The 22,545-nt window shown below is 56.2% G+C and carries 17 protein-coding genes; 4 read left to right on the forward strand and 13 right to left on the reverse strand.

Translation table 11 applies throughout. The features are described from left to right. Positions 1-245 precede the first annotated feature (245 nt). The 4 genes from pssA to MARLIPOL_RS17445 form a co-directional block, all read right to left on the reverse strand. Positions 246-1,085, reverse strand: coding sequence for a CDP-diacylglycerol--serine O-phosphatidyltransferase (gene pssA, locus MARLIPOL_RS17430; RefSeq protein ID WP_012139661.1), 840 nt, complete (start codon positions 1,083-1,085; stop codon positions 246-248). An 89-nt stretch (positions 1,086-1,174) separates the two neighbouring features. Further along, the gene (ilvC, locus tag MARLIPOL_RS17435) at positions 1,175-2,191 is read right to left on the reverse strand and encodes a ketol-acid reductoisomerase (RefSeq protein WP_012139662.1); all 1,017 of its coding nucleotides are present in this window, start codon (positions 2,189-2,191) and stop codon (positions 1,175-1,177) included. Positions 2,192-2,258: 67 nt separating this feature from the next. Further along, positions 2,259-2,750 (reverse strand): acetolactate synthase small subunit, encoded by a 492-nt coding sequence (gene ilvN, locus MARLIPOL_RS17440; protein WP_012139663.1) that lies wholly within the window; start codon positions 2,748-2,750, stop codon positions 2,259-2,261. 2 nt (positions 2,751-2,752) lie between these two features. Continuing rightward, positions 2,753-4,471: an acetolactate synthase 3 large subunit gene (locus tag MARLIPOL_RS17445; RefSeq protein ID WP_012139664.1), complete on the reverse strand. Its 1,719-nt coding sequence runs from the start codon at positions 4,469-4,471 to the stop codon at positions 2,753-2,755. Positions 4,472-4,964: 493 nt separating this feature from the next. Between MARLIPOL_RS17445 and MARLIPOL_RS17450 the strand changes: the two genes are divergently transcribed. Continuing rightward, entirely contained in the window at positions 4,965-5,438 is a 474-nt protein-coding gene (locus MARLIPOL_RS17450) for a DUF4124 domain-containing protein (protein ID WP_012139665.1), read from the forward strand. Between the two features lie 45 nt (positions 5,439-5,483). On the opposite strand, the gene clpB is transcribed toward MARLIPOL_RS17450, so the two are convergent. From clpB to rluD, 3 genes are all read right to left on the reverse strand, one after another. Beyond that, complete coding sequence (gene clpB / locus MARLIPOL_RS17455; RefSeq protein WP_012139666.1) at positions 5,484-8,060, reverse strand: ATP-dependent chaperone ClpB; 2,577 nt, start codon at positions 8,058-8,060, stop codon at positions 5,484-5,486. A gap of 138 nt (positions 8,061-8,198) precedes the next feature. Next, entirely contained in the window at positions 8,199-8,954 is a 756-nt protein-coding gene (pgeF, locus tag MARLIPOL_RS17460) for a peptidoglycan editing factor PgeF (RefSeq protein ID WP_012139667.1), read from the reverse strand. Next, complete coding sequence (gene rluD / locus MARLIPOL_RS17465) at positions 8,944-9,921, reverse strand: 23S rRNA pseudouridine(1911/1915/1917) synthase RluD (RefSeq protein WP_012139669.1); 978 nt, start codon at positions 9,919-9,921, stop codon at positions 8,944-8,946. The genes pgeF and rluD overlap by 11 nt, the downstream gene beginning before the upstream one ends. 138 nt (positions 9,922-10,059) lie before the next feature. On the opposite strand from rluD, the gene MARLIPOL_RS17470 reads away from it, so the two are divergent. Next, positions 10,060-10,893, forward strand: coding sequence for an outer membrane protein assembly factor BamD (locus MARLIPOL_RS17470; RefSeq protein WP_012139670.1), 834 nt, complete (start codon positions 10,060-10,062; stop codon positions 10,891-10,893). 27 nt (positions 10,894-10,920) lie between these two features. On the opposite strand, the gene MARLIPOL_RS17475 is transcribed toward MARLIPOL_RS17470, so the two are convergent. Beyond that, a complete protein-coding gene (locus tag MARLIPOL_RS17475) occupies positions 10,921-12,585 on the reverse strand; it encodes an NAD+ synthase (protein ID WP_012139671.1) in 1,665 nt (554 codons plus the stop codon). Between the two features lie 86 nt (positions 12,586-12,671). Here MARLIPOL_RS17475 and MARLIPOL_RS17480 point away from each other — a divergent pair, with 86 nt between their 5' ends. Next, a complete protein-coding gene (locus MARLIPOL_RS17480) occupies positions 12,672-14,318 on the forward strand; it encodes a sensor histidine kinase (protein ID WP_012139672.1) in 1,647 nt (548 codons plus the stop codon). Between the two features lie 44 nt (positions 14,319-14,362). Continuing rightward, positions 14,363-15,748, forward strand: coding sequence for a sigma-54-dependent transcriptional regulator (locus MARLIPOL_RS17485; protein ID WP_012139673.1), 1,386 nt, complete (start codon positions 14,363-14,365; stop codon positions 15,746-15,748). A 61-nt stretch (positions 15,749-15,809) separates the two neighbouring features. Here MARLIPOL_RS17485 and MARLIPOL_RS17490 read toward each other — a convergent pair whose 3' ends face one another. The 5 genes from MARLIPOL_RS17490 to MARLIPOL_RS17510 are packed head-to-tail and all read right to left on the reverse strand — an operon-like array spanning position 15,810 to position 22,455. Beyond that, the gene (locus MARLIPOL_RS17490; protein WP_012139674.1) at positions 15,810-19,844 is read right to left on the reverse strand and encodes a pilus assembly protein; all 4,035 of its coding nucleotides are present in this window, start codon (positions 19,842-19,844) and stop codon (positions 15,810-15,812) included. Next, positions 19,841-20,395 carry a pilus assembly PilX family protein gene (locus MARLIPOL_RS17495; RefSeq protein WP_012139675.1) on the reverse strand — a complete coding sequence of 185 codons (555 nt, stop codon included), beginning with the start codon at positions 20,393-20,395 and terminating at the stop codon, positions 19,841-19,843. Before MARLIPOL_RS17495 ends, MARLIPOL_RS17490 begins: the two co-directional genes overlap by 4 nt. Then, positions 20,395-21,477, reverse strand: coding sequence for a PilW family protein (locus MARLIPOL_RS17500; RefSeq protein WP_012139676.1), 1,083 nt, complete (start codon positions 21,475-21,477; stop codon positions 20,395-20,397). Before MARLIPOL_RS17500 ends, MARLIPOL_RS17495 begins: the two co-directional genes overlap by 1 nt. Then, the gene (gene pilV, locus MARLIPOL_RS17505; protein WP_012139677.1) at positions 21,470-21,946 is read right to left on the reverse strand and encodes a type IV pilus modification protein PilV; all 477 of its coding nucleotides are present in this window, start codon (positions 21,944-21,946) and stop codon (positions 21,470-21,472) included. The genes MARLIPOL_RS17500 and pilV overlap by 8 nt, the downstream gene beginning before the upstream one ends. Continuing rightward, complete coding sequence (locus MARLIPOL_RS17510; RefSeq protein WP_012139678.1) at positions 21,943-22,455, reverse strand: GspH/FimT family pseudopilin; 513 nt, start codon at positions 22,453-22,455, stop codon at positions 21,943-21,945. The genes pilV and MARLIPOL_RS17510 overlap by 4 nt, the downstream gene beginning before the upstream one ends. Between the last annotated feature and the right edge of the window lie 90 nt (positions 22,456-22,545).

Consider the following 22,545-nt stretch of genomic DNA (forward strand, 5'->3'; position numbering starts at 1 on the left):
TTACCCCTCGAAAGAGATGCGCATTCTACAGAGCTCAGGCGAGGAGTCAACGAGCTTTTGAAACTATTTCAAAGATATTTCGGTTTCCCCCTATCAGCCCGCTCAGAATGCACACAAACTGATCATAAAACCAACAACACTCCGCTTCAACAGGAAAATATGCCGGGGAACAAAAAGCCTTCAAGATTGACCGGGGAATGCAGCAAACATTCCCGGCCCGCTGATACGGGCCGGGAAGCGGGTACTCAGGAAGCGGAGTTACGGCGGGCTTTGCGCGTCAGCGCCATGAAGGGGCCGGACAACCCATAAATAAGGAACCCGGTAAAAAGAACCGTAGCGGGATCCAGGGCGATCACTACAAAGATCAGCACCACCAGCAGTATCGCCGCAAAAGGTACCCTGCCCCGCAGATCCAGGTCCTTGAAACTGCGATACAGAATATTGCTGACCATCAACACACCGCTACCACCCACTACGACAATTGTCATGAACGTCAGCCAGGTTGCAGGGTCCACATCGTGGAAACACCACACCATGCCCGCGACACACGCCGCAGCCGCCGGACTAGCCAACCCGACAAAGAACTTTTTGTCCACCGAGCCAATCTGGGTATTGAATCGAGCCAAACGCAACGCTGCCCCGGCCACGTAGATAAAGGTGATCGCCCAACCGACCTGCCCCAACTCATTAAGCGACCAGAAGAAGGCCACCATTCCCGGAGCGACACCAAAAGCTACCATGTCCGCCAGGCTGTCGTACTCCTCACCAAACTTGCTTTGGGTGTTGGTCATTCTCGCCACCCGACCATCCAGGCCGTCCAGTATCATTGAGACGAACACCGCAATCGCGGCGTTGTCGAACATACCGTTGGCAGCGGACACAATCGCGTAGAAACCGGAAAACAGGGACGCAGTGGTCAGCGCATTCGGCAAAAGGTATATCCCCTTGCGCCTCACCGGTGCTCCCTCCACAAACTCCTCCTCCACAACCTCACCGGGCTCGAACTCGCCCACGGAGGATGCGCTGGAGGGTTTATCAGCCTTTTCGGTTTCTTTCGATTCCGGGATTTTTCTATCTTCAGTCATTCCGTTCACTCCGAAGGGCATTTGTGCGGAGTATATACGAAAAACGCGGCCACCCGGGCCGCGTTTTCAGAACTTGCCGCAAATCCGACTTAGTTCTTATCTTTGTCCACGATCTTGTTCGCGGAGATCCACGGCATCATGCCACGCAGCTTCTCACCGACGGTTTCAATGTCGTGAGCGGCATTCTGGCGACGACGCGCCGTCATGGACGGGTAGTTCAGGGCACCCTCGGAGATGAACATCTTCGCGTACTCGCCACTCTGAATGCGCTTCAGTGCGTTGCGCATGGCTTCACGGGATTGTTCGTTGATCACTTCCGGCCCAGTCACGTACTCACCATACTCCGCGTTGTTGGAGATGGAGTAGTTCATGTTGGCGATGCCACCTTCGTACATCAGATCAACAATCAGCTTGAGTTCATGCAGACACTCGAAGTAAGCCATTTCCGGAGCATAACCGGCTTCGGTCAGGGTTTCGAAACCTGCCTTGACCAGCTCAACAGCACCACCACACAGAACCGCCTGCTCACCGAACAGATCGGTTTCGGTTTCGTCCTTGAAAGTGGTTTCGATGATACCGGTACGGCCGCCGCCGATGCCGCTGGCGTAGGACAGAGCCAGGTTCTTGGCATTACCGGATGCGTCCTGGAAGATCGCGATCAGATCCGGAATACCGCCGCCTTTGGTGAATTCGGTGCGAACGGTATGGCCCGGTGCTTTCGGCGCAACCATGATGACATCCAGATCCTTGCGCGGAACGATCTGGTTGTAGTGGATCGCAAAACCGTGAGCGAACGCCAGAGTCGCACCCTGCTTCAGGTTCGGCTCGATTTCGGCCGCATACAGCTGAGCCTGGAACTCGTCCGGGGTCAGAACCATTACCACGTCAGCGGCGGCAACAGCAGAAGGCACATCGCTGGTCTTCAGGCCGTAGGCTTCGGCCTTGGCGATGGAGGAAGAACCGGGGCGCAGACCCACGGTGACATCAACGCCGGATTCTTTCAGGTTGCACGCGTGGGCATGGCCCTGTGAACCAAAACCGATGATGGCTACTTTCTTGCCCTGGATGAGAGAAAGATCGCAATCCTTATCGTAATAAACCTGCATGGGATAACCTCTATATTGTAACGACCCCGTTACCGGGGCCATGATTTAAAAATGAATAGGCCGTCGGTCAGAGACTCAACACCTTTTCGCCACGAGCGATACCGGACACACCCGTACGGACAACTTCAAGTACACCTGACGTGCCAACCGCCTGAATGAAGCCGTCCAGCTTATCGCTGTCCCCCGCCAACTGAACCGTGTAAACCGAGCTGGTTACATCGACAATCTGACCACGGAAAATATCAACGGTGCGCTTGATCTCGGCGCGCTGGGACCCGGCGGCCTTTAGCTTGACCAACATCAGTTCACGCTCAATATGAGAACCCTCGGTCAGATCCACCAGCTTCACCACCTCGATCAGCTTGTTCAACTGTTTGGTGATCTGCTCAATGACCTTGTCCGACCCGGTGGTAGTGACGGTCAGACGAGACAGAGTCTCATCCTCAGTCGGGGCCACCGTCAGGGTTTCAATGTTGTAGTTGCGCTGGGAAAACAACCCCACAACCCGCGACAATGCACCCGGCTCGTTCTCAAGCAAAACAGAAATGATTCGACGCATGATCACACCCTCTCCGTCTTGCTGAGCCACATGTCTTTCATAGAGCCACGGGCCACCTGCATTGGATACACGTGTTCAAACCGGTCCACGTAGATATCCACGAACACCAGCCTGTCCTTCATGGCCAACACTTCTTTGAGCTTGGTTTCCAGGTCCTCTTTGCGGTCGATTCGGACCCCAACGTGGCCATAGGCTTCTGCCAGCTTGATGAAATCTGGCAGAGACTCCATGTAGGACTGGGAGTGGCGGGACTCGTAGTTCATGTCCTGCCATTGCTTGACCATGCCCAGAGCCTGATTGTTCAGGTTGATGATTTTCACCGGCAGGTTGTACTGATTACAGGTGGACAGCTCCTGGATGTTCATCTGGATACTACCTTCACCGGTAATACAAAGCACTTCGTCATCCGGGTGCGTCAGTTTCACACCCATCGCGGCCGGCAGACCGAAGCCCATGGTGCCGAGACCACCGGAGTTGATCCAGCGGTTGGGCTTGTCAAACTTGTAGTACTGGGCCGCAAACATCTGGTGCTGCCCCACGTCAGAGGTGACAAACGCCTCGCCATTGGTCAGCCGACACAACGCTTCTATCACTTCCTGTGGCTTGATCACATCGGGACTGGTTTCGTATCGCATACCATGGAACGCGCGCCACTCGTCAATCTGCTTCCACCAGGAAGCAATGGCATCCGCATCCGGCTTTTCCTTGCTTTCCTTGACCAGGGTGATCATCTCCTTGAGCACCGCATCGACCGGCCCCACAATGGGGACGTCCGCATCGATTGTCTTGGAAATGGACGCCGGATCAATATCGATGTGAACAATGCGTGCGCCCGGACAGAATTTCTCCGTAGCGTTGGTCACGCGGTCATCGAACCTGGCACCCACACACAGGATGAGATCCGAGTGATGCATGGCCATGTTGGACTCATAAGTGCCGTGCATACCCAACCAGCCAAGGTGCTGCTTGTCAGAGGCCGGATAGCAACCGATACCCATCAGGGTATTGGTGATGGGATACCCCAGCATCCTTACCAACTCGGTCAACTGACCCGACGCTTTACCAAGAATGACGCCACCACCCGCGTAAATGATCGGGCGTTTGGCCGCCAGCAGCATATCCACAGCCTTCTTGATCTGGCCGGCGTGGCCACGGATCGCAGGGTTGTAGGAACGTAGCTTGATCTTTTTGGGGAATACGTATTCATAGCGCTCGTTCGGTGTAGTCATATCCTTGGGAATATCGACCACCACCGGACCAGGGCGACCGGTCGAGGCAATGTAGTAAGCCTTGCGAATCACCTCGGGAATTTCCTCGGGGTGACGCACGCTCAGGTTGTGTTTCACCACGGGACGGGAAACGCCGATCATATCGGTTTCCTGGAATGCATCTTCACCAATCAGGGTGGATGCAACCTGACCGCACAGAACCACCATGGGGATGGAATCCATGAACGCAGTGGCAATGCCGGTGATAGTGTTGGTGGCTCCAGGACCCGAGGTCACCAGTACGGTACCTGGTTTTCCGGTTGCGCGAGCATAACCGTCGGCCATATGGACCGCGGCCTGTTCGTGCCGAACCAGAATATGCTTGACTTTGTCCTGCCTGAACAGCGCATCATAAATATGAAGGGCTGCACCACCCGGATAGCCGTATATGTATTCGATACCCTCATCTTGAAGGGACCGGATCAGCATATCGGCGCCAGACAATAACTCCACGATTTTCTACCCTCTTCTACGAGTGAATGAGCCGGGAACATTCCCGGTTGCCTGGATACCCGGCCTGCCTGCTTCTTGTGAAAGCGGCACCGGCTGCTCCTCCACACTACCTTTAAGAGGTTGTCTCCTGGCCAGCCGCCCTCCTGAGGGTTGCGGAGAACGGCCAATCGACGGGTTGCAAAAAAGCAACAACCATCCCGCGACCTGTGCGCGGCGCGTTCAGTGTGGTGATTAACGGGGGATACTCGCTCGGGATTGCCTGCCGTATTGACCCCTGTCTTCAGGCAATCGGTAATTTTGACAGCGGGAAACTCCCTGTCAATAGCAGTGTACGGATTCTATGCCCATACTGGCGAAAGGTCTGCCATACTTTATGCAGATTTTTGAACCACGATAGAGAAAATCCGGCCATCGGATGGCATGATAAAAGCACTAAAAAACATTGGGCAACCAGAGGTTGGCCCGAACCGGCTAACGCGAGACGAGTAGAGTAATGAATAAAAGAATCCTGACACTGGCTTTCATTCTGGTAGCCGCACCTGTTGCTGCCTCAGCTGCATCCGTCTACAAATGGACTGACGAGCAAGGCGTCACCCACTTTGGCGACCGCCAACCGACTGGCCAGCAAGCCGAACGCGTCAATGTCCGAAGCGGTACATCCTCAGGTGGCCAACAAGGGCAAAGCCCTCAGGAACAACTGGAAGACCTGGAAGCGCGGCAGGCAGACGAGGCTGAAAAGCGCGAAGAATCAGCCGTTGAGGAAGCCCGCCGCAAACAGAGGGAAGCAAACTGCGCAACCGCCCGCAGCAATCTGAGAATTCTGGACCGCAACAGCCGGATTCGCGTTGAGGAAGATGGCGAACAACGCTACCTATCCCCGGAAGAGATTGACGAGCAACGCCAGAAGTTCCAGGAGATTGCAGACGAGAACTGCGGCGCAGAAGAGGACGCTCAGGCAGAGCGCTAAGAGATATGCCAGAAGGGGCGATCAAAGTGATCACCCCTTCTGGTTTCAGAGTTTATCAAACACCAGCGCGTGTTCCTGCACGGTCCCGCGAATGGTATCCCCGGGAACAAATTCGCCCTGCAACAGGCGCTGTGCCAGCGGGTTTTCAATCATGCGCTGGATAGCACGCTTCAGCGGCCGAGCGCCATAAACCGGGTCGTAACCGACTTCTGCCAGCAACTCCATAGCAGCATCGTCCAGCTCCAGCTTCATGTCCTGATCCCGCAGACGCTTACTCAGCGACTCGATCTGGATTCTTGCAATACCCTGGATCTGGCTTTCCGCCAGCGGATGGAAGACCACCACTTCATCCACACGGTTGATGAACTCGGGCCGGAAGTGAGTACCCACGACCTCCATCACCGCACTCTTCATGGATTCATAGTTTTCCTCACCGGCCTTCTGCTGAATGATGTCCGATCCCAGGTTGGAGGTCATCACGATCACCGTATTACGGAAGTCGACCGTCCGGCCCTGCCCGTCCGTCAGGCGACCGTCTTCCAGCACCTGCAACAGGATATTGAATACATCCGGATGAGCCTTCTCAACCTCATCCAGCAACAGCACTGAATAAGGACGACGGCGAACCGCTTCGGTCAGGTACCCACCTTCCTCATACCCCACATAGCCGGGAGGTGCACCGATCAGTCGTGCCACAGAGTGCTTCTCCATGAATTCCGACATGTCGATTCGCACCATAGCCTCTTCGGTATCGAAGAGGAACGACGCCAGCGACTTGCACAACTCGGTCTTACCAACACCGGTTGGCCCAAGAAACAGGAACGAGCCGTTCGGTCGGTGGGGATCAGCCAGACCAGCGCGGGAACGGCGGACGGCATTGGATACGGCTTCCACCGCTTCATCCTGACCAATGACCCGACCATGGAGCGCTTCCTCCATGCGCATCAGCTTGTCACGCTCCCCCTCCAGCATCTTGGACACCGGAATACCGGTCCACTTGGAGACAACCTCGGCAATTTCCTCGTCCGTGACCCGATTTCGGAGCAGCTTCATCTCCATCATTTCAGCCTGACTGGCCATATCCAACTGACGTTCCAGCTCCGGTATGTTGCCGTACTGAAGCTCGGACATTCGGCCAAGATCACCGGCGCGGCGAGCGTTTTCCAGGTCAATCCTGGCCTGCTCCAACTGGCTCTTGATCTTCTGGGAGCCGTGCAGCGCGGCCTTTTCAGTGTTCCACACTTCTTCCAGGTCGGCGTATTCGCGCTCAACACCAGAAATCACGTCAGACAGCTCTTCCAAACGTTTTTTCGAAGCGGCATCGGTTTCCTTTTTCAGCGCTTCACGCTCGATCTTGAGCTGAATCAGGCGACGCTCAAGGCGATCCAGCGCTTCCGGCTTTGAATCCATTTCCATTCGGATCTGACTGGCGGCCTCGTCGACCAGATCAATGGCCTTGTCCGGCAGCTGACGGTCGGTAATGTAGCGATGGGAAAGCTTGGCGGCGGCAATGATCGCCCCATCCGTCACTTCAACCCCGTGATGAACCTCGTAACGTTCCTTCAGACCACGCAGGATGGCGATGGTGTCTTCTTCGTTAGGCTCGCTGACCAAGACTTTCTGGAAACGGCGCTCAAGGGCCGCGTCTTTCTCGATATTTTCACGATACTCGTCCAGGGTGGTGGCGCCCACACAATGCAACTCGCCCCGAGCCAGAGCCGGCTTGAGCATGTTGCCGGCGTCCATGGAACCTTCGGCCTTACCGGCACCCACCATGGTATGGATTTCATCGATGAACAGAATGATCTGGCCTTCCTGCTTCGCCAGCTCATTCAGCACCGCCTTCAGGCGCTCCTCGAACTCACCGCGGAATTTGGCACCCGCGATCAACGATCCCATATCCAGGGACAGCACCTTTTTGTTCTTCAGACCTTCAGGTACTTCTCCGTTCACAATTCGCTGAGCCAATCCCTCAACAATGGCGGTTTTGCCCACCCCGGGCTCGCCAATCAACACAGGATTGTTCTTGCGACGACGCTGCAGCACCTGGATTGTGCGTCGAATTTCGTCATCACGCCCGATCACCGGGTCCAACTTGCCCGCCTCGGCCCGTTCAGTCAGATCAATGGTGTATTTGGAAAGCGCTTGGCGGCTTTCCTCCGCGGCCGCGTCGTTGACGGGCTCACCACCACGAACCTCATCGATGGCTTTTTCCAGCGCGGCCTTGTCCACGCCCTGCTCCCGCAAAACCCGCCCGAGAGTGCCTCGATCTTCCAGGGCGGCAAGTAACATCAGCTCACTGGAAATAAACTGATCCTTGCGCTTCTGGGCCAGCTTGTCCGCGATATTGAACAGGCGCCCCATGTCGTTGGACATGGAGACATCACCCGCAGAGCCCTTAACTTCCGGGAGATTCTCAATCTCACGGGCAACGGCCTGACGCACACGGCCGGGTTCAACTCCAGCCTGCTTCAATAACGGCTTGATAGAGCCGGCATCCTGATCCAGTAACGCCTGCATCAAGTGCACCGGTTCAATAAAGTTATGATCCTTGCCCACGGCAAGGGACTGCGCATCGGCGAGCGCGGTTTGCAGTCGGCTGGTGAGTTTGTCAATTCGCATAATGAGTTTTTCCCCGATTCAATGACCGGATGCTCCAGCGGTATCGCTGACATCCCGATTGCCTTGACATTAAATGTAGGGGCAACCGGGTGGACTTCAAGCAGGGAGAGACAGAATCTGTCAGAAAATTGACGGGCGTCAGGCGCAGTCCGATAACCAGATCATGCTGGCCATACGCCCTGTCTGGCCATCGCGTCGGTAGGAAAAGAACGTGTGAGGCTCGGAAACGGTGCAACGGTCGCCACCGTAGACCTGGCTCACACCGGACGCGGCCAGACGCTGACGGGCAAGCAGATAGATATCCGCCATATAGTGACCTTCCCGCGCGCCCTGCCCCGAGAACGCGTCGGCAGCGGCAGGATCATTTAGCAGGAAAGCCTCCCGCACTTCGGCCCCCACTTCGAACTGACGGGGGCCAATGGCCGGACCCAGCCAGGCCATCAACTCCGCCGGGTTACACCCCATGTCGCTCACCAACGCCTCCAGGACGCCATCACAGAGACCGCGCCACCCAGCGTGGGCCGCTCCCACCCGGGTACCAGAAACGTCGCAGAGTAGCACTGGCAGGCAGTCAGCGGTCATGATCACGCAGCCATGACCAGCCTGATCGGTATGACTGGCATCGGCTTTCGGAACACCTGCAACCGGTAGCGATACCACGTCCGTTCCATGGACCTGTTCCAGCCAGCCGACCTTGCACAGCTCAACCCCTGCCATCGCAGCCAGACGCTGCCGGTTTTCCTGCACACGCTGCGGATCATCACCAACATGATTGCCAAGATTCATGGAATCCCATGGTGCCGGACTGACCCCACCCGCACGGGTGGAAGAAATCGCTCGCACGCGCGCTGGGGCCGGCCAGTCGGGCGCTATTACAGACCGATCAGAATTCATGGCTATCCAGATCCTTCACATGCTGGCGTAACGCTGCCAACAAGTGCTCCATATCCTCCGGCAAAGGCACTTCCCAGGTGAGAATTTCTCCGGTTTCCGGATGCTCCAGGGTCAGTTGGCGCGCATGGAGCGCCTGACGCTGAAACGCCGCCAGCACCTCTCGCAATTCCTCCGTGGTGCCTTTGGGCAGACGCAGCCGACCACCATAGACAGGGTCCCCGAGCAACGGATGCTTCACATGGGCCATGTGGACGCGAATCTGGTGGGTACGTCCGCTCTCGAGCTTGCAGCGAACATGGGTGTGCGCTGCAAATCGCTCCACCAACCGATAGTGTGTCACTGCCGGTTTGCCGGTCGGCACGACAGCCATCTTCTTACGCTCGCGGGGGTGACGACCAATAGGGGCATCCACCGTGGCACCTCCCGTCAACGTTCCCACCACCACGGCTTCGTATTCACGCCCCATGGTTCGGGTCTGCAACTGATCCACCAGGGATGTATGGGCAATCAGGCTGCGCGCGACCACCATAATGCCGGAAGTGTCCTTGTCGAGACGGTGGACAATGCCTGCCCTGGGCAGGTTCTCCACTTCCGGTGCATAATTGAGCAACGCGTTGACCAGGGTACCATCGGCATGGCCTGCGGCAGGATGCACCACCAGTCCGGCCGGTTTGTTGATCACCAGCAGATGCTTATCTTCGTAGACCACATCCAGCGTAATCGATTCCGCTTGCCAGCTCACCTGTGCTTCCGGTTCAGCATCCAGCTCCAGACGGTCATCAAGCATCACCTTGTCCCGCGGCTTACGATTTTCACCGTTGACGGTCAGGGCACCACTTTTGATCCAACCCTGCAAACGCGAGCGGGAATGCTCCGGCATCAGTTCTGCCGCAGCCTGATCCAGGCGTCGGTCACTCAACTCCGGCGGAACGGAAAAAGCAGCGGTAATACGGTTTTCAGCAGACATTAAGCCCCCGGGGCCGATGGTGTTGTGTTACGTTTCAGTCAGAAATTCTCAATCAAGTTGGCCAGCCACTGCACAAGGCACAGGTTCCCCGTTACAATGGCCGATCATTCGCATTAAGTCATTATACGGGATTCCGGCATGAGATCAGTTGTTCTATTATTGCTACTGACCACCACAGCGCTACTAATCAGTGCCTGTGCTTCCAACAAACAGGAAGAAGTGCTGCCGGAAGAAACCTATTATGAAAATGCCCGCGAAGCCATGAACTCCGGCAATTTCAACGAAGCCGAAGAGAATCTCGATTATCTGGAAACCTACTACCCGTTCGGTCGCTATGCCGAGCAGGCCCAGATGGACCTGATCTATGCCCGCTATCAGAACCTGGATCTTGAAGGTGCGCGGGCGGCCGCTGACCGTTTCATGCGGCTTAACCCGCAAAGCGAACACACGGATTATGCGCTGTATATGAGAGGGCTGGCATCCTACAACCTGGATATCGGCCTCGCCGCACGCTATTTCCCGATTGATGTGGCGGCCCGCGATCCGGGCGAACAACGCCAGGCCTTCCGGGATTTTTCCAACCTGCTCAACCGCTACCCCGACAGCGAATACGCTCCTGACGCACGACAGCGCATGATTGCCATCCGTAACCGCATGGCCGAACTGGAAATTCATGCCGCGCGCTACTACATCAAGCGGGAAGCCTATATCGCCGCCAACAACCGGGCCCGCTACGTGGTCGAGAACTTTTCTACGTCACCGTCCGTGGAGGAAGCCCTGGTGATCCTGGCGGAAACGTTCCGCTTTATGGAACTTAATAAGGCCGCTGACGATGCCATTGCCCTGCTGGCTAAAAACTATCCTGACAGCAATGCGTTTGATGACAATGGCGAATTTGCACCCGACCTGCTGAAGCGGGAGAACCGCTCCCTTTCAAGCGTGGTCACCTTCGGCCTGATGGGCGACGAATAACACCTTGGGAAAACGGGGCACTCGCCCCTATTTCCCGATGCGCCATCCATTGGTAATCGGATAGCGACGGTCCTTACCGAAGCCGCGCTCGGTGATACGCACACCTATCGGCGCCTGGCGCCGCTTGTATTCGTTGATATCCACCAGGCGAATGACCCGCTCTACATCAGTACGGTCAAACCCTTCCGCCACAATCGCGTCCGCGCTGAAATCCCGTTCAACGTACAGATTCAGGATCTGATCCAGCACGTCGTAGCCCGGCAGGCTGTCCTCATCCTTCTGGTCCGGCGCCAGTTCAGCCGAGGGTGGACGTGTGATGACGCGCTCGGGAATGACCGACGACAGTGTGTTGCGATACCTGGCAAGTCGGAACACCAGGGTCTTGGGCACATCCTTCAGCACATCAAAACCACCGGCCATATCGCCGTACAGGGTGGAATAACCAACAGCCATCTCACTCTTGTTCCCGGTGGTCAGCACCAGGGATCCGAATTTGTTGGACAGGGACATCAGCAACACCCCCCGCAACCTCGCCTGAAGATTCTCTTCGGTCGTGTCCGGTGTCGTGCCCTCAAACGGCTTCTCCAGACTCGCCATGAAAGCATCGTACATGGGCTCGATGGAGAACACGTCGTACTGTACCCCCAGGGCAACCGCTTCCGCTTCGGCGTCTTCCAGACTCATACTCGAGGTGTAGCGGAACGGCATCATCACCGCTCTGACGCGCTCGGGCCCCAAGGCGTCTACCGCTACCGCCAGCGTCACCGCCGAATCAATGCCACCGGACAACCCGAGAACAACAGATTTAAAGCCATTTTTGTTGACGTAATCCCGCACCCCAAGCACCAGAGCGTTATAGACATTCGCCTCCAGCGAGGGTTCGTCGGGCAGAGGCTGGGATACGGGCTGGCAAGGATGCTCACACAGGAATTCCACCGGAAACAACCCTTCAACGAACTGCGGTGCTTCCACATCCAGCCGTCCGGAATGATCGAACACCATGGAACCGCCATCGAAGATCAGCTCGTCCTGGCCACCCACCAGATTCACGTACACAATGCTCACCCGGTTTTCCCGGGACTTGCGCTCCAACAGCGCCTTGCGGGAGGCCTGTTTGTCGATATCGTAGGGAGAGGCGTTCAGGTTCAGAATCAGTTGCGCCCCTGCAGCGGCAGCGTCCTCCACCGGACCGTCACTCCAGAGATCCTCACAAACCGTTATGCCAACCTGCACACCGTGGATAGGCATTACCAGCGTCTCACGCCCCTCGGCAAAGTAACGCTTTTCATCGAACACCTGGTAATTCGGCGGGAACTTCTTGAAATAGCGTCCAGAAATCTCACCACCTTCAATAACCACCGCCGAATTGTATAGCAGACCACCCTGTCGGACAGGGGCCCCAATAACGATGGCGGGTTTCAGATTCGCCCCACGCAGAGTTTCGAGCGCCTCGCTGACCCGCAATTCCAGGCTTGGCCGCAACAGCAGATCTTCCGGCGGATACCCGGTCAGGCATAACTCCGGAAACACCAAAATGTCGGCGCCATGTTCATTGTGCGCTTTCTGCGCCGCCTCAATCACCGCCTGAGTATTGCCCTGAATATCCCCCACCAGGAAATCCAGTTGCGCCATAACCACACACAGTTTTCGTGTTGACGTGCCAGCAGAGGACGGTTGCTGTGAGACGGACATAAAGGCAGCTCCTGTAACTTATTGCCGTTAAAAGGCTATTATAACCCTTCAAGACAATGGAATTCTCCCGGGAACCCCAACCAATTATGGTAAAAACGGCAATCAGGCCAAACCAAACCTGGCCAGACAGTCCACCAGTCACTCAGCGGGCCAAGCTGTTCCGCATCTACAATCATTATCGAGTGGTCATCAGCCTGATGCTGGTGGCTTTGCTGTTTATCGATCCGGTGAATTTCGATACCCGCTTCCGGATGCTGGATTACTACCAGGCCGGGGCTGTCACCTACTTTGCGCTGAATGGCTTTATTGCCATGATCCTGTTGGCGGGCATGCAGCCCAACCAGCGACACATTACATTATCGGTTCTGCTGGACATTCTCATCATGCACGGGCTGCTGCTGACCAGCACCGGCATCACCAACGGCCTTGCGAATCTGGTCATCGTATCCGTTGCAGCCGGCAACATTCTGACCCCCAGTCGTATGGGCACCTTCTATGCCGCGCTTGCCGCCATCTGCTCGCTGGGCATTTCCAGCTGGGCAGTGCTGGCGTGGGACGAATCCGGAGACGACATCGTACGAGCCGGGTCCCTGGGCATTCTCTACTTTGCCGCAGCGTTCATTCTCCAGAATATCTCCAGACGCATGGTGCGCAGCGAAGCCCTGGCCACTTCCAGGGCTCGTAGCATTGCTGAGCTGGAGCAAATCAACCGCCAGATCATCCAGCGCATGCGCACCGGAATCCTGGTGCTCGACCGCTTCGGCCAGATTCGGATGGCAAATGCAGCAGCAGAGGAGCTGTTGTTTGGCGCCCAGGCAGAAAAGCCTGACGACAGTAATCGGGGCCGCCACCTACCCCAGCAACTTCGTCTCGGCCTGGAAGACTGGCTCAAGGACCCTGCCCGCAGGACAGAGCCTTTCCAGGCGTCACCGACCTCGCCGCTGCTGCAGGTCAATTTCACCCAGCTGCACCAGGAGCGGGGCGATCATATCCTCGTGTTCATCGACGACATGAGCAAAGTCACCCAGCAGGCGCAACAAATGAAACTGGCGTCGCTGGGCCGGTTAACCGCCGGTATTGCCCATGAAATCCGCAACCCACTGGGCGCCATCAGTCACGCGGCGCAATTGATGGAAGAATCACACCATCTAGATAAGAGCGATCAACAGATGCTCGACATCATCCGACGCCATTCCAGACGGGTCAACGGCATCATCGAGAACGTGCTGGACCTGTCTCGCCGCCGCGTTGCCAGCAGCGAACTGCTGGATGTGGCGTTATGGCTGAGGGAGTTCAGAGATGAATACCTACAGACACAGGACAATGAAAATCAGCCCTCTACCGAGATAAAGCTCGAGCTGGACACGAACATTCCGCAAGCCAGGTTTGATAAAAGCCAGATTGAACAGGTTCTGGTCAACCTCTGTGATAATGGACTGCGTTATAGTGAACAGCAAACCGGCAAACGCACAATCGAACTGCACGCCGGTCCCACAGCAGACGGCGAAAGGGCTTATCTGGATGTACACGATATTGGCCCGGGCATACCGCCGGATCAGAGGTCGTCGATTTTTGAACCGTTTTTCACAACCGACAAAAGCGGCACAGGCCTCGGGCTTTATCTGGCCCGGGAACTGTGCGAGGCTAACCAGGCCCATCTTTCCCTGGTGGAAGACGACAAACCCGGCTGCTGTTTTCGCATAACCTTCGCCCACCCGGGGCGAATGATTTAATGACGGTGGACGAAAGCATAACGATAGGGAACCAAAACCAGACAATGACCACTCACACCGCGCTGATTGTAGACGACGAACCCGACATCCGGGATCTTCTGGAGATCACCCTGACCCGCATGGGCATCAACACCCTGACCGCGCCAGACATTAGCAGCGCCAAAAAGCTGCTGGAAGAACACCGCCCCCAACTGTGCCTGACCGACATGAACCTACCGGACGGCAATGGCATCGACCTGGTGCACTGGATCCAGCAGCATACGCCCTGTACGCCAGTTGCCGTGATCACTGCCTATGGCAACATGGACACAGCCATTGAATCCCTGAAAGCCGGCGCCTTCGATTTTGTGTCCAAGCCCGTGGAACTGCCACGTCTGCGGGAGTTGGTCAACAGCGCCCTCAAACTCTCCGAGCCCAAGCCGGAACTGGAGATAGCACCCGACGAACCCGGCCTTCTTCTGGGCAAGTCTGCTGAAATCAAACGGCTACGCAATCAGGTTCGAAAGCTGGCCAGAAGCCAGGCGCCGGTCTTTATCAGCGGCGAATCCGGCAGCGGTAAAGAACTGGTTGCCCGGATGATTCATCTGCAGGGCCCGCGCCGGGATGGCCCCTTCATCGCCGTGAACTGTGGCGCCATTCCTTCCGAGCTGATGGAAAGCGAGTTCTTCGGTCACAAGAAAGGCAGCTTTACCGGCGCGGTCGACAACAAGGATGGCCTGTTTCGCACAGCCGATGGCGGCACCTTGTTTCTGGACGAGGTGGCGGACCTTCCCATTGCCATGCAAGTCAAACTGCTCAGGGCCATCCAGGAAAAGGCGGTACGGCCGGTGGGAGACACCAAAGAAGTGCCCGTGGACATCCGGGTGCTCAGCGCTACCCACAAGAACCTGCCGGATCTGGTACAGGAGGGGACCTTCCGCCAGGACCTGTTCTACCGTATCAACGTCATTGAGCTGGCTGTGCCACCACTGCGGGAACGCCCCGATGATATTGCCCTGCTCGCCAACCATATCCTGGAACGCATTGCCCGCGAGTATGAGTGCGAGCCCGCCACACTCACACCCGATGCCATCGAGCGGCTGAAGGATTACGAGTTTCCCGGTAACGTCCGTGAGCTGGAGAACATTCTGGAGCGGGCATTTACCCTGTGCGACAACGATCAGATTGGCGCGTCCGACCTTCATCTGGGTAACGCCCCCACACCGCCCGGCCTGGGTGGCGCAGCGACCCGCGAAATTACCCGTAATGCCGAACAGGCCGATGTGCCCGACGGAGAAATAGACCTCGAGGGTTACCTCGAAACCATCGAAAAGCAGGCCATAGAAAAGGCACTGGAAGCCACCCGCTGGAACAAGACAGCCGCAGCCAAACGGCTGGGGATCAGCTTCAGGGCTCTGCGGTATCGATTGAAGAAGCTGGGGATGGAATAGACGCCATAACGAAAAAGGGATAGTCGATGCACCGCTATCCCTTTTCTTGATCCACCTGCTATCAATCTGAAATCAATTCTCTCCACCCCAAACGCCCGCTCAGAGTCTTGTCCCCAAACTCCACGACGTTCTCATTGGTAAAGTCCTGAAGCTCGCCAACGCCACCGGCGGTGTTATCGAACATCACCTTACCCAATATCCTGGACATGGAAAGCACCCCGCCAGCGAAATAGAAACCGGACACCAGCGTGTCCGCATTCGTTACTCGGCCATCTCCATTGGTATCGAATACCTGCTGGTCCGGATCCGTCCCATCGAGATCTACAAACATCCGGAAGCTCCCACCGTTGGAGGAGCACTCGTTCGTCGGCGGAATCGTGGTATTGAAAAGAATGGTATTGCCACGCACCTGTGGCACCATGATCACCCGTTCTCCGGAAAGGGTATCGAAATCAATGTACCAGCCCATGTATGGGGTATTCTTATCACCCCAGGTAATCTCATCATCACTGAGGTTGCGAACCACCCCCTCGTCTGTGGTGGACTCGGTAATATCGCGCTCCAGCAGTAGCCCGCCCTCCGTATCGAGATCTGACACCCCGGAATCCCAGATACCATAAAATGACTGTGTGGGTGTCGTGTTTACTACGTCTCCCTGATTCAGATACTGACCAGTACCAAACAGCACCAGAAGGTTCGGCGCGGTCTGATTGCCGGTCTCTACAAAGGGATTACGCACGACCATAGGCGCTGAGGTAATCGGCTGACCAGCCGGTGCGGTAAACAGCGGCTTAGGTCCGGCATCTGCGCCATTGCCATTGTATGCACTGGCCCATTCATCATTGTTCGCATCATACGCAAAGGCCCAGATGCGTCCGTCCAGGTCGCTGGTATAAATGCGGTCCACCAGATTGTCTGCATCCAGGTCGATCAACCGGACATCCGAGTTCATGCCTCCGGCAGGACCACTGTCTACCTCGATAAACCAGTAATCACTGTTCTCAGTCCAGGTTCCGTCCAGTCCGCCTTCCAGCCGCAGCAGAAACAGCCCGGTTCGACCACTGGGTGCATCCAGCCCGTTACCGAACACTGCGACCCACTCATAACCCGAGCCAAGATCCGTCAGGATGACGTTGACCGGCTCAATGACATAGCCAAGATCGTCGTTCACAAACTCCCAGAGTGCGAGATCGTCTGCGTCTGCCTCACCGACACTGTCCGGCGACGTGATATCGAGTGCAAACAGACCCCGGCCGCCAGCACGTAAACCACCAATCAGCAGGCTCCGCCAGCCATCTCCCGTACCATCATCAACATCAATGTAGGCATCAAAGACCGTCGGCGTGAGGTCGACGTAATAACGGTGCAGGTAACCCGGGTCGGTGAGGTAATTGAGGCCTTTACCAGGGCTGTCGCTGAATACCAGATCCGGAACGTAGGCGAACAACTCATCGCCTCCGGTCGCATCCCGGGTAGCCTTGAACGCATGGAGCATACCGTCATTGGCGCCCACATAAACAACCGGTGTTCGCCCGGAAATGGTATCGGAGTAGCGGAAATCCGAATAACGGGCACCCTCGGCGCCGTAGGGGAACTGATCCGGCCATCCCATCCGCGGCTCGGCCACGTAGACCGGCGCACTGTGAACAATATCTCCCAGACGACCATCTCGTACGCGGAATTGACCGAATGGAGCCTCCTTGCCACGATTCCCTCGAATATAAGCCAGGCGATCAATAGCCAGGTTCTCAGCAGCCGTGGCGTCCAGGCTATCGGTGGCCGTTAACAGATCAGCACGCTGCGTTGTCGTCAGACTTGACCATTGGAACGGCACGCCCTGGCCAGTTACAGAGTTGTAGGTGATAATCTCCCGGGCATTGGCATTCAGGTTGCGGCTATCAAGTATGGCGCCAGCTTCCCACACAACATCGCCAATGTAAGAACCGTCAGCGTTCTTTACCAGACGACCATTGCTGCTGTTCAAGGCCCGCGCAGACAGCTGTCCACTCCAGCGACGACTGTTGAAAATAGCACTGAAGATCAGCGAGTCCGACTCCACCGTGGCACTGCTGAATGTCACAGCGGCTGCAGCACCGGACTGATTGTCGATATCTTCCAGCGCACGGTTCAGGCCATCGGTGATGTCTGCCGGGAGACGGGCGTTGTAGATCTCCCCTTTACCGTTCACGGTGGCACGGTACAGGTCGTCAATCTGAAACATTGAAATTGCAGGGTCAGTCACATCATTGACATCCGGCCACGCCGGCTCAACGGCGTATACATCATCAACGGAATCGTAGAGCGTACCGTCAATCTGCTGGCCGTAGACGGTTCCCTTTGATCCCAGCAACACGCCGTAGGTGTTCATGTGCAGATTGGAGTTGCAGTCCAATCCCGGGTAAGGATCATTATCCAGGCACTGGCCCGGTATGCGCACCTGCCCCTGCGGCAAATCTGTCCGCAAGTTGGTTGAATAATACTCTGCTGCGATATCGGCCAGCGACGACGAATCGACCTCGTAATCGGTGGCAAATCCGTCGGTATACATCAATGTATAGTTGCGCTGACACTCGTATTGAATGGGCGCATCGACGCCTGTTCGCTGGTACTGTGTTCCAACGTAATCAAGTGCCCCACGCAAGGGCGCCTCGTTGGTTGCGGGAACGTCGTCATAGGCATGGAATACCTTTTCCTGCAGCGCCTCGAAGTCGCCGTCGACGGCCCGATCACTGGTATCCAGCATACTGGCGTCCGTGGTCTGGTCATTGACAGTCAGAAGGTCGGCGCGGATGCCACTGATGGATTGCAGGGATTCGCCCAGCCCGTACCGGACGGACTGATGACGACTGCGGTGATACTGGAACCAGTTCGAGAAGTTCTGGAGTTCTTCCACGAAAGTCCGTTCATAGTCGGTTCCGGCATGATAAACCCGGCTCTCGTCGTTAACACGGATTCTTTCAAGACAACGCCCATCAGGTGCCAAGGCACCGTCAAAAGCGGTGCCATCTGCCCGCTTAAACGTCAGACTGTTCTCAAGTGACCATTGCTGAACGAGAGATGCAAAGTGCTCAGGATTTGGGGAGGCACAGTTAAAAGTTTCAGGCAGGAACCAAAGCTTGTAGGAACCGTTGTTGACAGGAACGTAGTATGTGGCCGGGGTAAAGGCAATACACTGGTAGTACACATCTTGCACCAGATCTTCTGCAAGATCCTGAAAGTTTGCACTCAGTTGTTCCGCTGTGCACCCTAGCCCCATCTCGGTTGCATCGGCAAGACTCAAACTGCCATCGGCACTCTCTGAAATTATCCTGTTGACGCTTGCCCCCGTCTCGGTGGCGATTTTCAGTTGTTGTGCGAGGCTGCCCGAAAATGCGAAAGGCAGTATGCGGGTTTCAGCCAGCGGATAGGTTTCCTTGCAATAGTCTGGCTTCGGCAGGCCAAAAATATTCAACGGGCTATCGAAGAACGCACAAAACGCGCTATCGATCAAATCGGTAACACCGGAAATCAGTGCACCACCGGCCGTTGTGGTCGCTTCATCAAATGTCATCGGATAGTTTGGATCGAGAAGCGGATTTCCTAGTACGGCATCACCATATACTCCATCCTGGCTCCATGGGGCATAATCCACAGCAGGATCATAGTATTGCGGGTTATAGGTGTTGGAACGCATAAAGCCAAAGGCTTTCATCGGCGGGACCACCTGGTGGTCCTCATTCAGGCGCTGGCCATTGTAGCGACGCACCCCACCGGATTCCGGAGCAAGAAACGTTTCGAACAGGTAGCCATAGTTCGCGCTTCCGATCAGTAATTCGGACAGGTTCAACACGTCCACGCCTGAGTCCCCCAGTAGCTGGCCGAACCAGGTGGTCAGGGTCTCGTCATCTGCAGCCCCGGAAGGCGCCCCATTCAACAACAGCTCCAGGTCCATAAGCCTGGAATCGTCCATCACGAACATCACATTGTGCTGAGTGCCGGGGCTGATGAACAACGGCGTCTGGGCCAGACCGCCAGTAGCAGCATATCCGGATGCCGGCAGCACCAGACAGAAAGCCACGAACACATTACGTGCAAACACTGCCAGCCGGTTATTCATAGCTCACCTGCATAATAGACTTCCACAACCCGGCGGGCATTTCCGCTGAGCCCCTGTGACATGGCAACTATCCGGAATCCCAGCGGGCGAATATCCCCGGTGGTCATATCCTGCCGGCCAGCCATCACCACATCGGTGACCTGGCTCATGCCCTCAACATCCCCGACCAGTTCAATGTAGTACCTGGGCACCACAAGGGACTTGGCACCGAACTCCGTAACCCAGTCGTCGTACGTTTGCTGGGCTGTGAAGGTGTTGGAATCGGTCCAGGTGGACGAGGCATTGGCATCTGGAGCCGAACCGGCGGCATACAGCGGACCATCCTTATCAAAGTCGGACAACACCACCAGACCACTATCGATTCTTCGTTCTGCTTCGCGCAGAACTTCCTCGGTCAGCTCCAGTGTCATTTCACCGTCCCGCTGAGCGTTCACCATCAATTCCTGCATGGTGGTCCGCTCCATGTTGCTGGATGCGAGCAATGTCAGGATCAGCAGGATGAGCAGGGTCATCACCAGTGCGGCCCCCTGCTGCCGGTTATGGGCTTTCATCAAATCCCCTCCAACGTCCGGTTACGAATGCTGGCGGTCATCGTGTAGACCCGGTAAAGCGCACTGTCATCGGCGGTCTGAAGGCCGGTGGCGTCACTGGTGCAGTCCAGCCAGCCCGGAAAACAGAATTCAATCGCATCGTCGTTCACATTGTCATCACGAGAGCGCACCAGAATGCTGACTTTGACTGCCAGGGTCTGAGCCAAAATATCAGTAGCGTTAGCGGCATCTTTCGCTGGAGGGTCCTGCCAGCTATCGACAGCGCCATCATCATCGGTATCGACTCCGATGTGGGTTCGCATGTCACGAATATCGGCAACCAGCTCAACGGGGGTACCCAGGGCACTCGCGGTACCACTATTATCAGCAATCAGGGCACGCTCTACCACAAGCGAGCGTCGGCCATTTGCATCCGCCTGCACTGAATAGCGCGTCACAGAAGGCCGGTATACCTTAGCGTTGTCGCTGTACTTCTTTGGCATGGTTTTAACAGCATTGCCAGGCTGCATTGTTCCGCCAGTGTTGTGAACGACAAGATCATTTCCATTATCGTTGGCCTTGCTGACCTGGAATATATTGGCGTGCTCGCAGTCACTCACCAGAAGAATATCACCCACATCAAATAGTGATGCATCGCTGACATGGAGAGAAGCGGAATCCGCAGCGGGTACTTTCTCTACCGTGACTTCGGGTCCGCCACCGATGCCTCGCATAACAATCACGTGAGAGCCGTCCACAATCGCGTTGTCACCGTCGGCATCGGGGTATATTTCCAGCCCCCGAGAAAAATCCAGCACGTCATCGGTGCCACCAGGGTTGAGATTATTCTTAACCGATGTTGCAGCCGTAATACATCCCCAGTAATCGGCATTGCGGATTTCCCGGGCCAGAATCATCGCGCCTTCACGACCGGATTCCTGAACGTTCGACAGGGCCTGGCTCATAACAAACGACTGCTTGTTGGAGACAAAGATCTGTACCAGGCCCGCAGTCAGGATCAGCCCCAGGGTCATGGAGACCATCAGCTCAACCAGCGTAAAGCCCAACTGTGGTGATACCTGGCTTGATTCAACGTCACGCATTGCCCAGCCTCGCCCTTAAAACGAACTCATTGGTGCTCTGCTCAGACCCGGTGCCCGCACCATCCGCGTCCACCAACTCACGCCCCTCGCGTTCCTGCCAGCGAATGCTGACCGTAACGACCTCATTCGCTACCACTATCTCTGCTTCGGAAGCAGGCAGTTCACGATCCAGCCTGAGACACCACTGGCGACGATCAAGCGCGGCCACATTGGTGGAAGACGGACTTCCGGCAACCGCCGTCGCACATTCATCCGTGCCCATACTGTAGGCGTCCCACTGACTCGGATTGGCCCTCATTCGCTCCACGATGTCGGAAGCCAGCAACGTTGCCCGGGTGCGGATCTCCGAGTTGCTGTTCATCTTGAGGGTAAACACCTGCATACCCGCCACACCGAGCAGGCCGATGGCAAAAATCAGGGTAGCCACCAGAATCTCGATCATGCCCACGCCACGCTGTTGACGAATCATCCGCCACCCCCGCACACAGCGCTTTGGGCGCGGATCTGTCCGCCACCATTGATCTCGATTTCCTGGCCATCAGTCTTGCCATCAATGCAGACAGTCATACGGTATGCCTGTTCATCAATGGCAAAGCCGGCTCCATTGAAGCCAAACGGTGCCGTTGCCAGGGCAGACGCCGATCCGGTAACGGAAATCGGACCGCTGCTACCTTCCACCATACGGATGATTTCCGAGTCACTGCGGGCACCATCACCATCCGCATCACGCCAGATGGCAACGCCCGAAGACCAGGAACTGCCGTCAAGGGGAGAGACCCAGACCCTGTCCGCCCTGCGCAGAGCTTCACTGCGAGCCTGGTTGATGAGGCCAAGCATCTGATTGGAGGTAGCAGTAAGCCGGTTCTGGTTTATCAGTGAGTACATTGAGGGAATAGCCCAGCCGACAATAATTGCCAGAACGGCAATGGTCACCATCAATTCAATTAAAGTGAACCCTTTTTGGCTTTTGAACGTCATACTGAGAAAACTCCCGAATTCACTTCGTTGCCGGGAAACCAGACCAACCTCTACATAGTCGACATTACACTATTAATCGGCCGTTAGGAT

It is taken from the genome of Marinobacter lipolyticus SM19, from assembly GCF_000397065.2.
Classification (GTDB): Bacteria; Pseudomonadota; Gammaproteobacteria; order Pseudomonadales; family Oleiphilaceae; genus Marinobacter; species Marinobacter lipolyticus.

Excerpts from the sequence above, each read along its gene's own strand:
- MARLIPOL_RS17490 (WP_012139674.1), bottom strand. The coding sequence starts at position 19,844 with ATGAATAACCGGCTGGCAGTGTTTGCACGTAATGTGTTCGTGGCTTTC.
- ilvC (WP_012139662.1), bottom strand. The coding sequence starts at position 2,191 with ATGCAGGTTTATTACGATAAGGATTGCGATCTTTCTCTCATCCAGGGC.
- MARLIPOL_RS17495 (WP_012139675.1), bottom strand. The coding sequence starts at position 20,395 with ATGAAAGCCCATAACCGGCAGCAGGGGGCCGCACTGGTGATGACCCTG.
- pssA (WP_012139661.1), bottom strand. The coding sequence starts at position 1,085 with ATGACTGAAGATAGAAAAATCCCGGAATCGAAAGAAACCGAAAAGGCT.
- MARLIPOL_RS17475 (WP_012139671.1), bottom strand. The coding sequence starts at position 12,585 with ATGTCCGTCTCACAGCAACCGTCCTCTGCTGGCACGTCAACACGAAAA.
- ilvN (WP_012139663.1), bottom strand. The coding sequence starts at position 2,750 with ATGCGTCGAATCATTTCTGTTTTGCTTGAGAACGAGCCGGGTGCATTG.
- pgeF (WP_012139667.1), bottom strand. The coding sequence starts at position 8,954 with ATGAATTCTGATCGGTCTGTAATAGCGCCCGACTGGCCGGCCCCAGCG.
- clpB (WP_012139666.1), bottom strand. The coding sequence starts at position 8,060 with ATGCGAATTGACAAACTCACCAGCCGACTGCAAACCGCGCTCGCCGAT.
- MARLIPOL_RS17485 (WP_012139673.1), top strand. The coding sequence starts at position 14,363 with ATGACCACTCACACCGCGCTGATTGTAGACGACGAACCCGACATCCGG.
- MARLIPOL_RS17450 (WP_012139665.1), top strand. The coding sequence starts at position 4,965 with ATGAATAAAAGAATCCTGACACTGGCTTTCATTCTGGTAGCCGCACCT.
- MARLIPOL_RS17510 (WP_012139678.1), bottom strand. The coding sequence starts at position 22,455 with ATGACGTTCAAAAGCCAAAAAGGGTTCACTTTAATTGAATTGATGGTG.
- pilV (WP_012139677.1), bottom strand. The coding sequence starts at position 21,946 with ATGATTCGTCAACAGCGTGGCGTGGGCATGATCGAGATTCTGGTGGCT.
- MARLIPOL_RS17480 (WP_012139672.1), top strand. The coding sequence starts at position 12,672 with ATGGTAAAAACGGCAATCAGGCCAAACCAAACCTGGCCAGACAGTCCA.
- MARLIPOL_RS17470 (WP_012139670.1), top strand. The coding sequence starts at position 10,060 with ATGAGATCAGTTGTTCTATTATTGCTACTGACCACCACAGCGCTACTA.
- rluD (WP_012139669.1), bottom strand. The coding sequence starts at position 9,921 with ATGTCTGCTGAAAACCGTATTACCGCTGCTTTTTCCGTTCCGCCGGAG.
- MARLIPOL_RS17500 (WP_012139676.1), bottom strand. The coding sequence starts at position 21,477 with ATGCGTGACGTTGAATCAAGCCAGGTATCACCACAGTTGGGCTTTACG.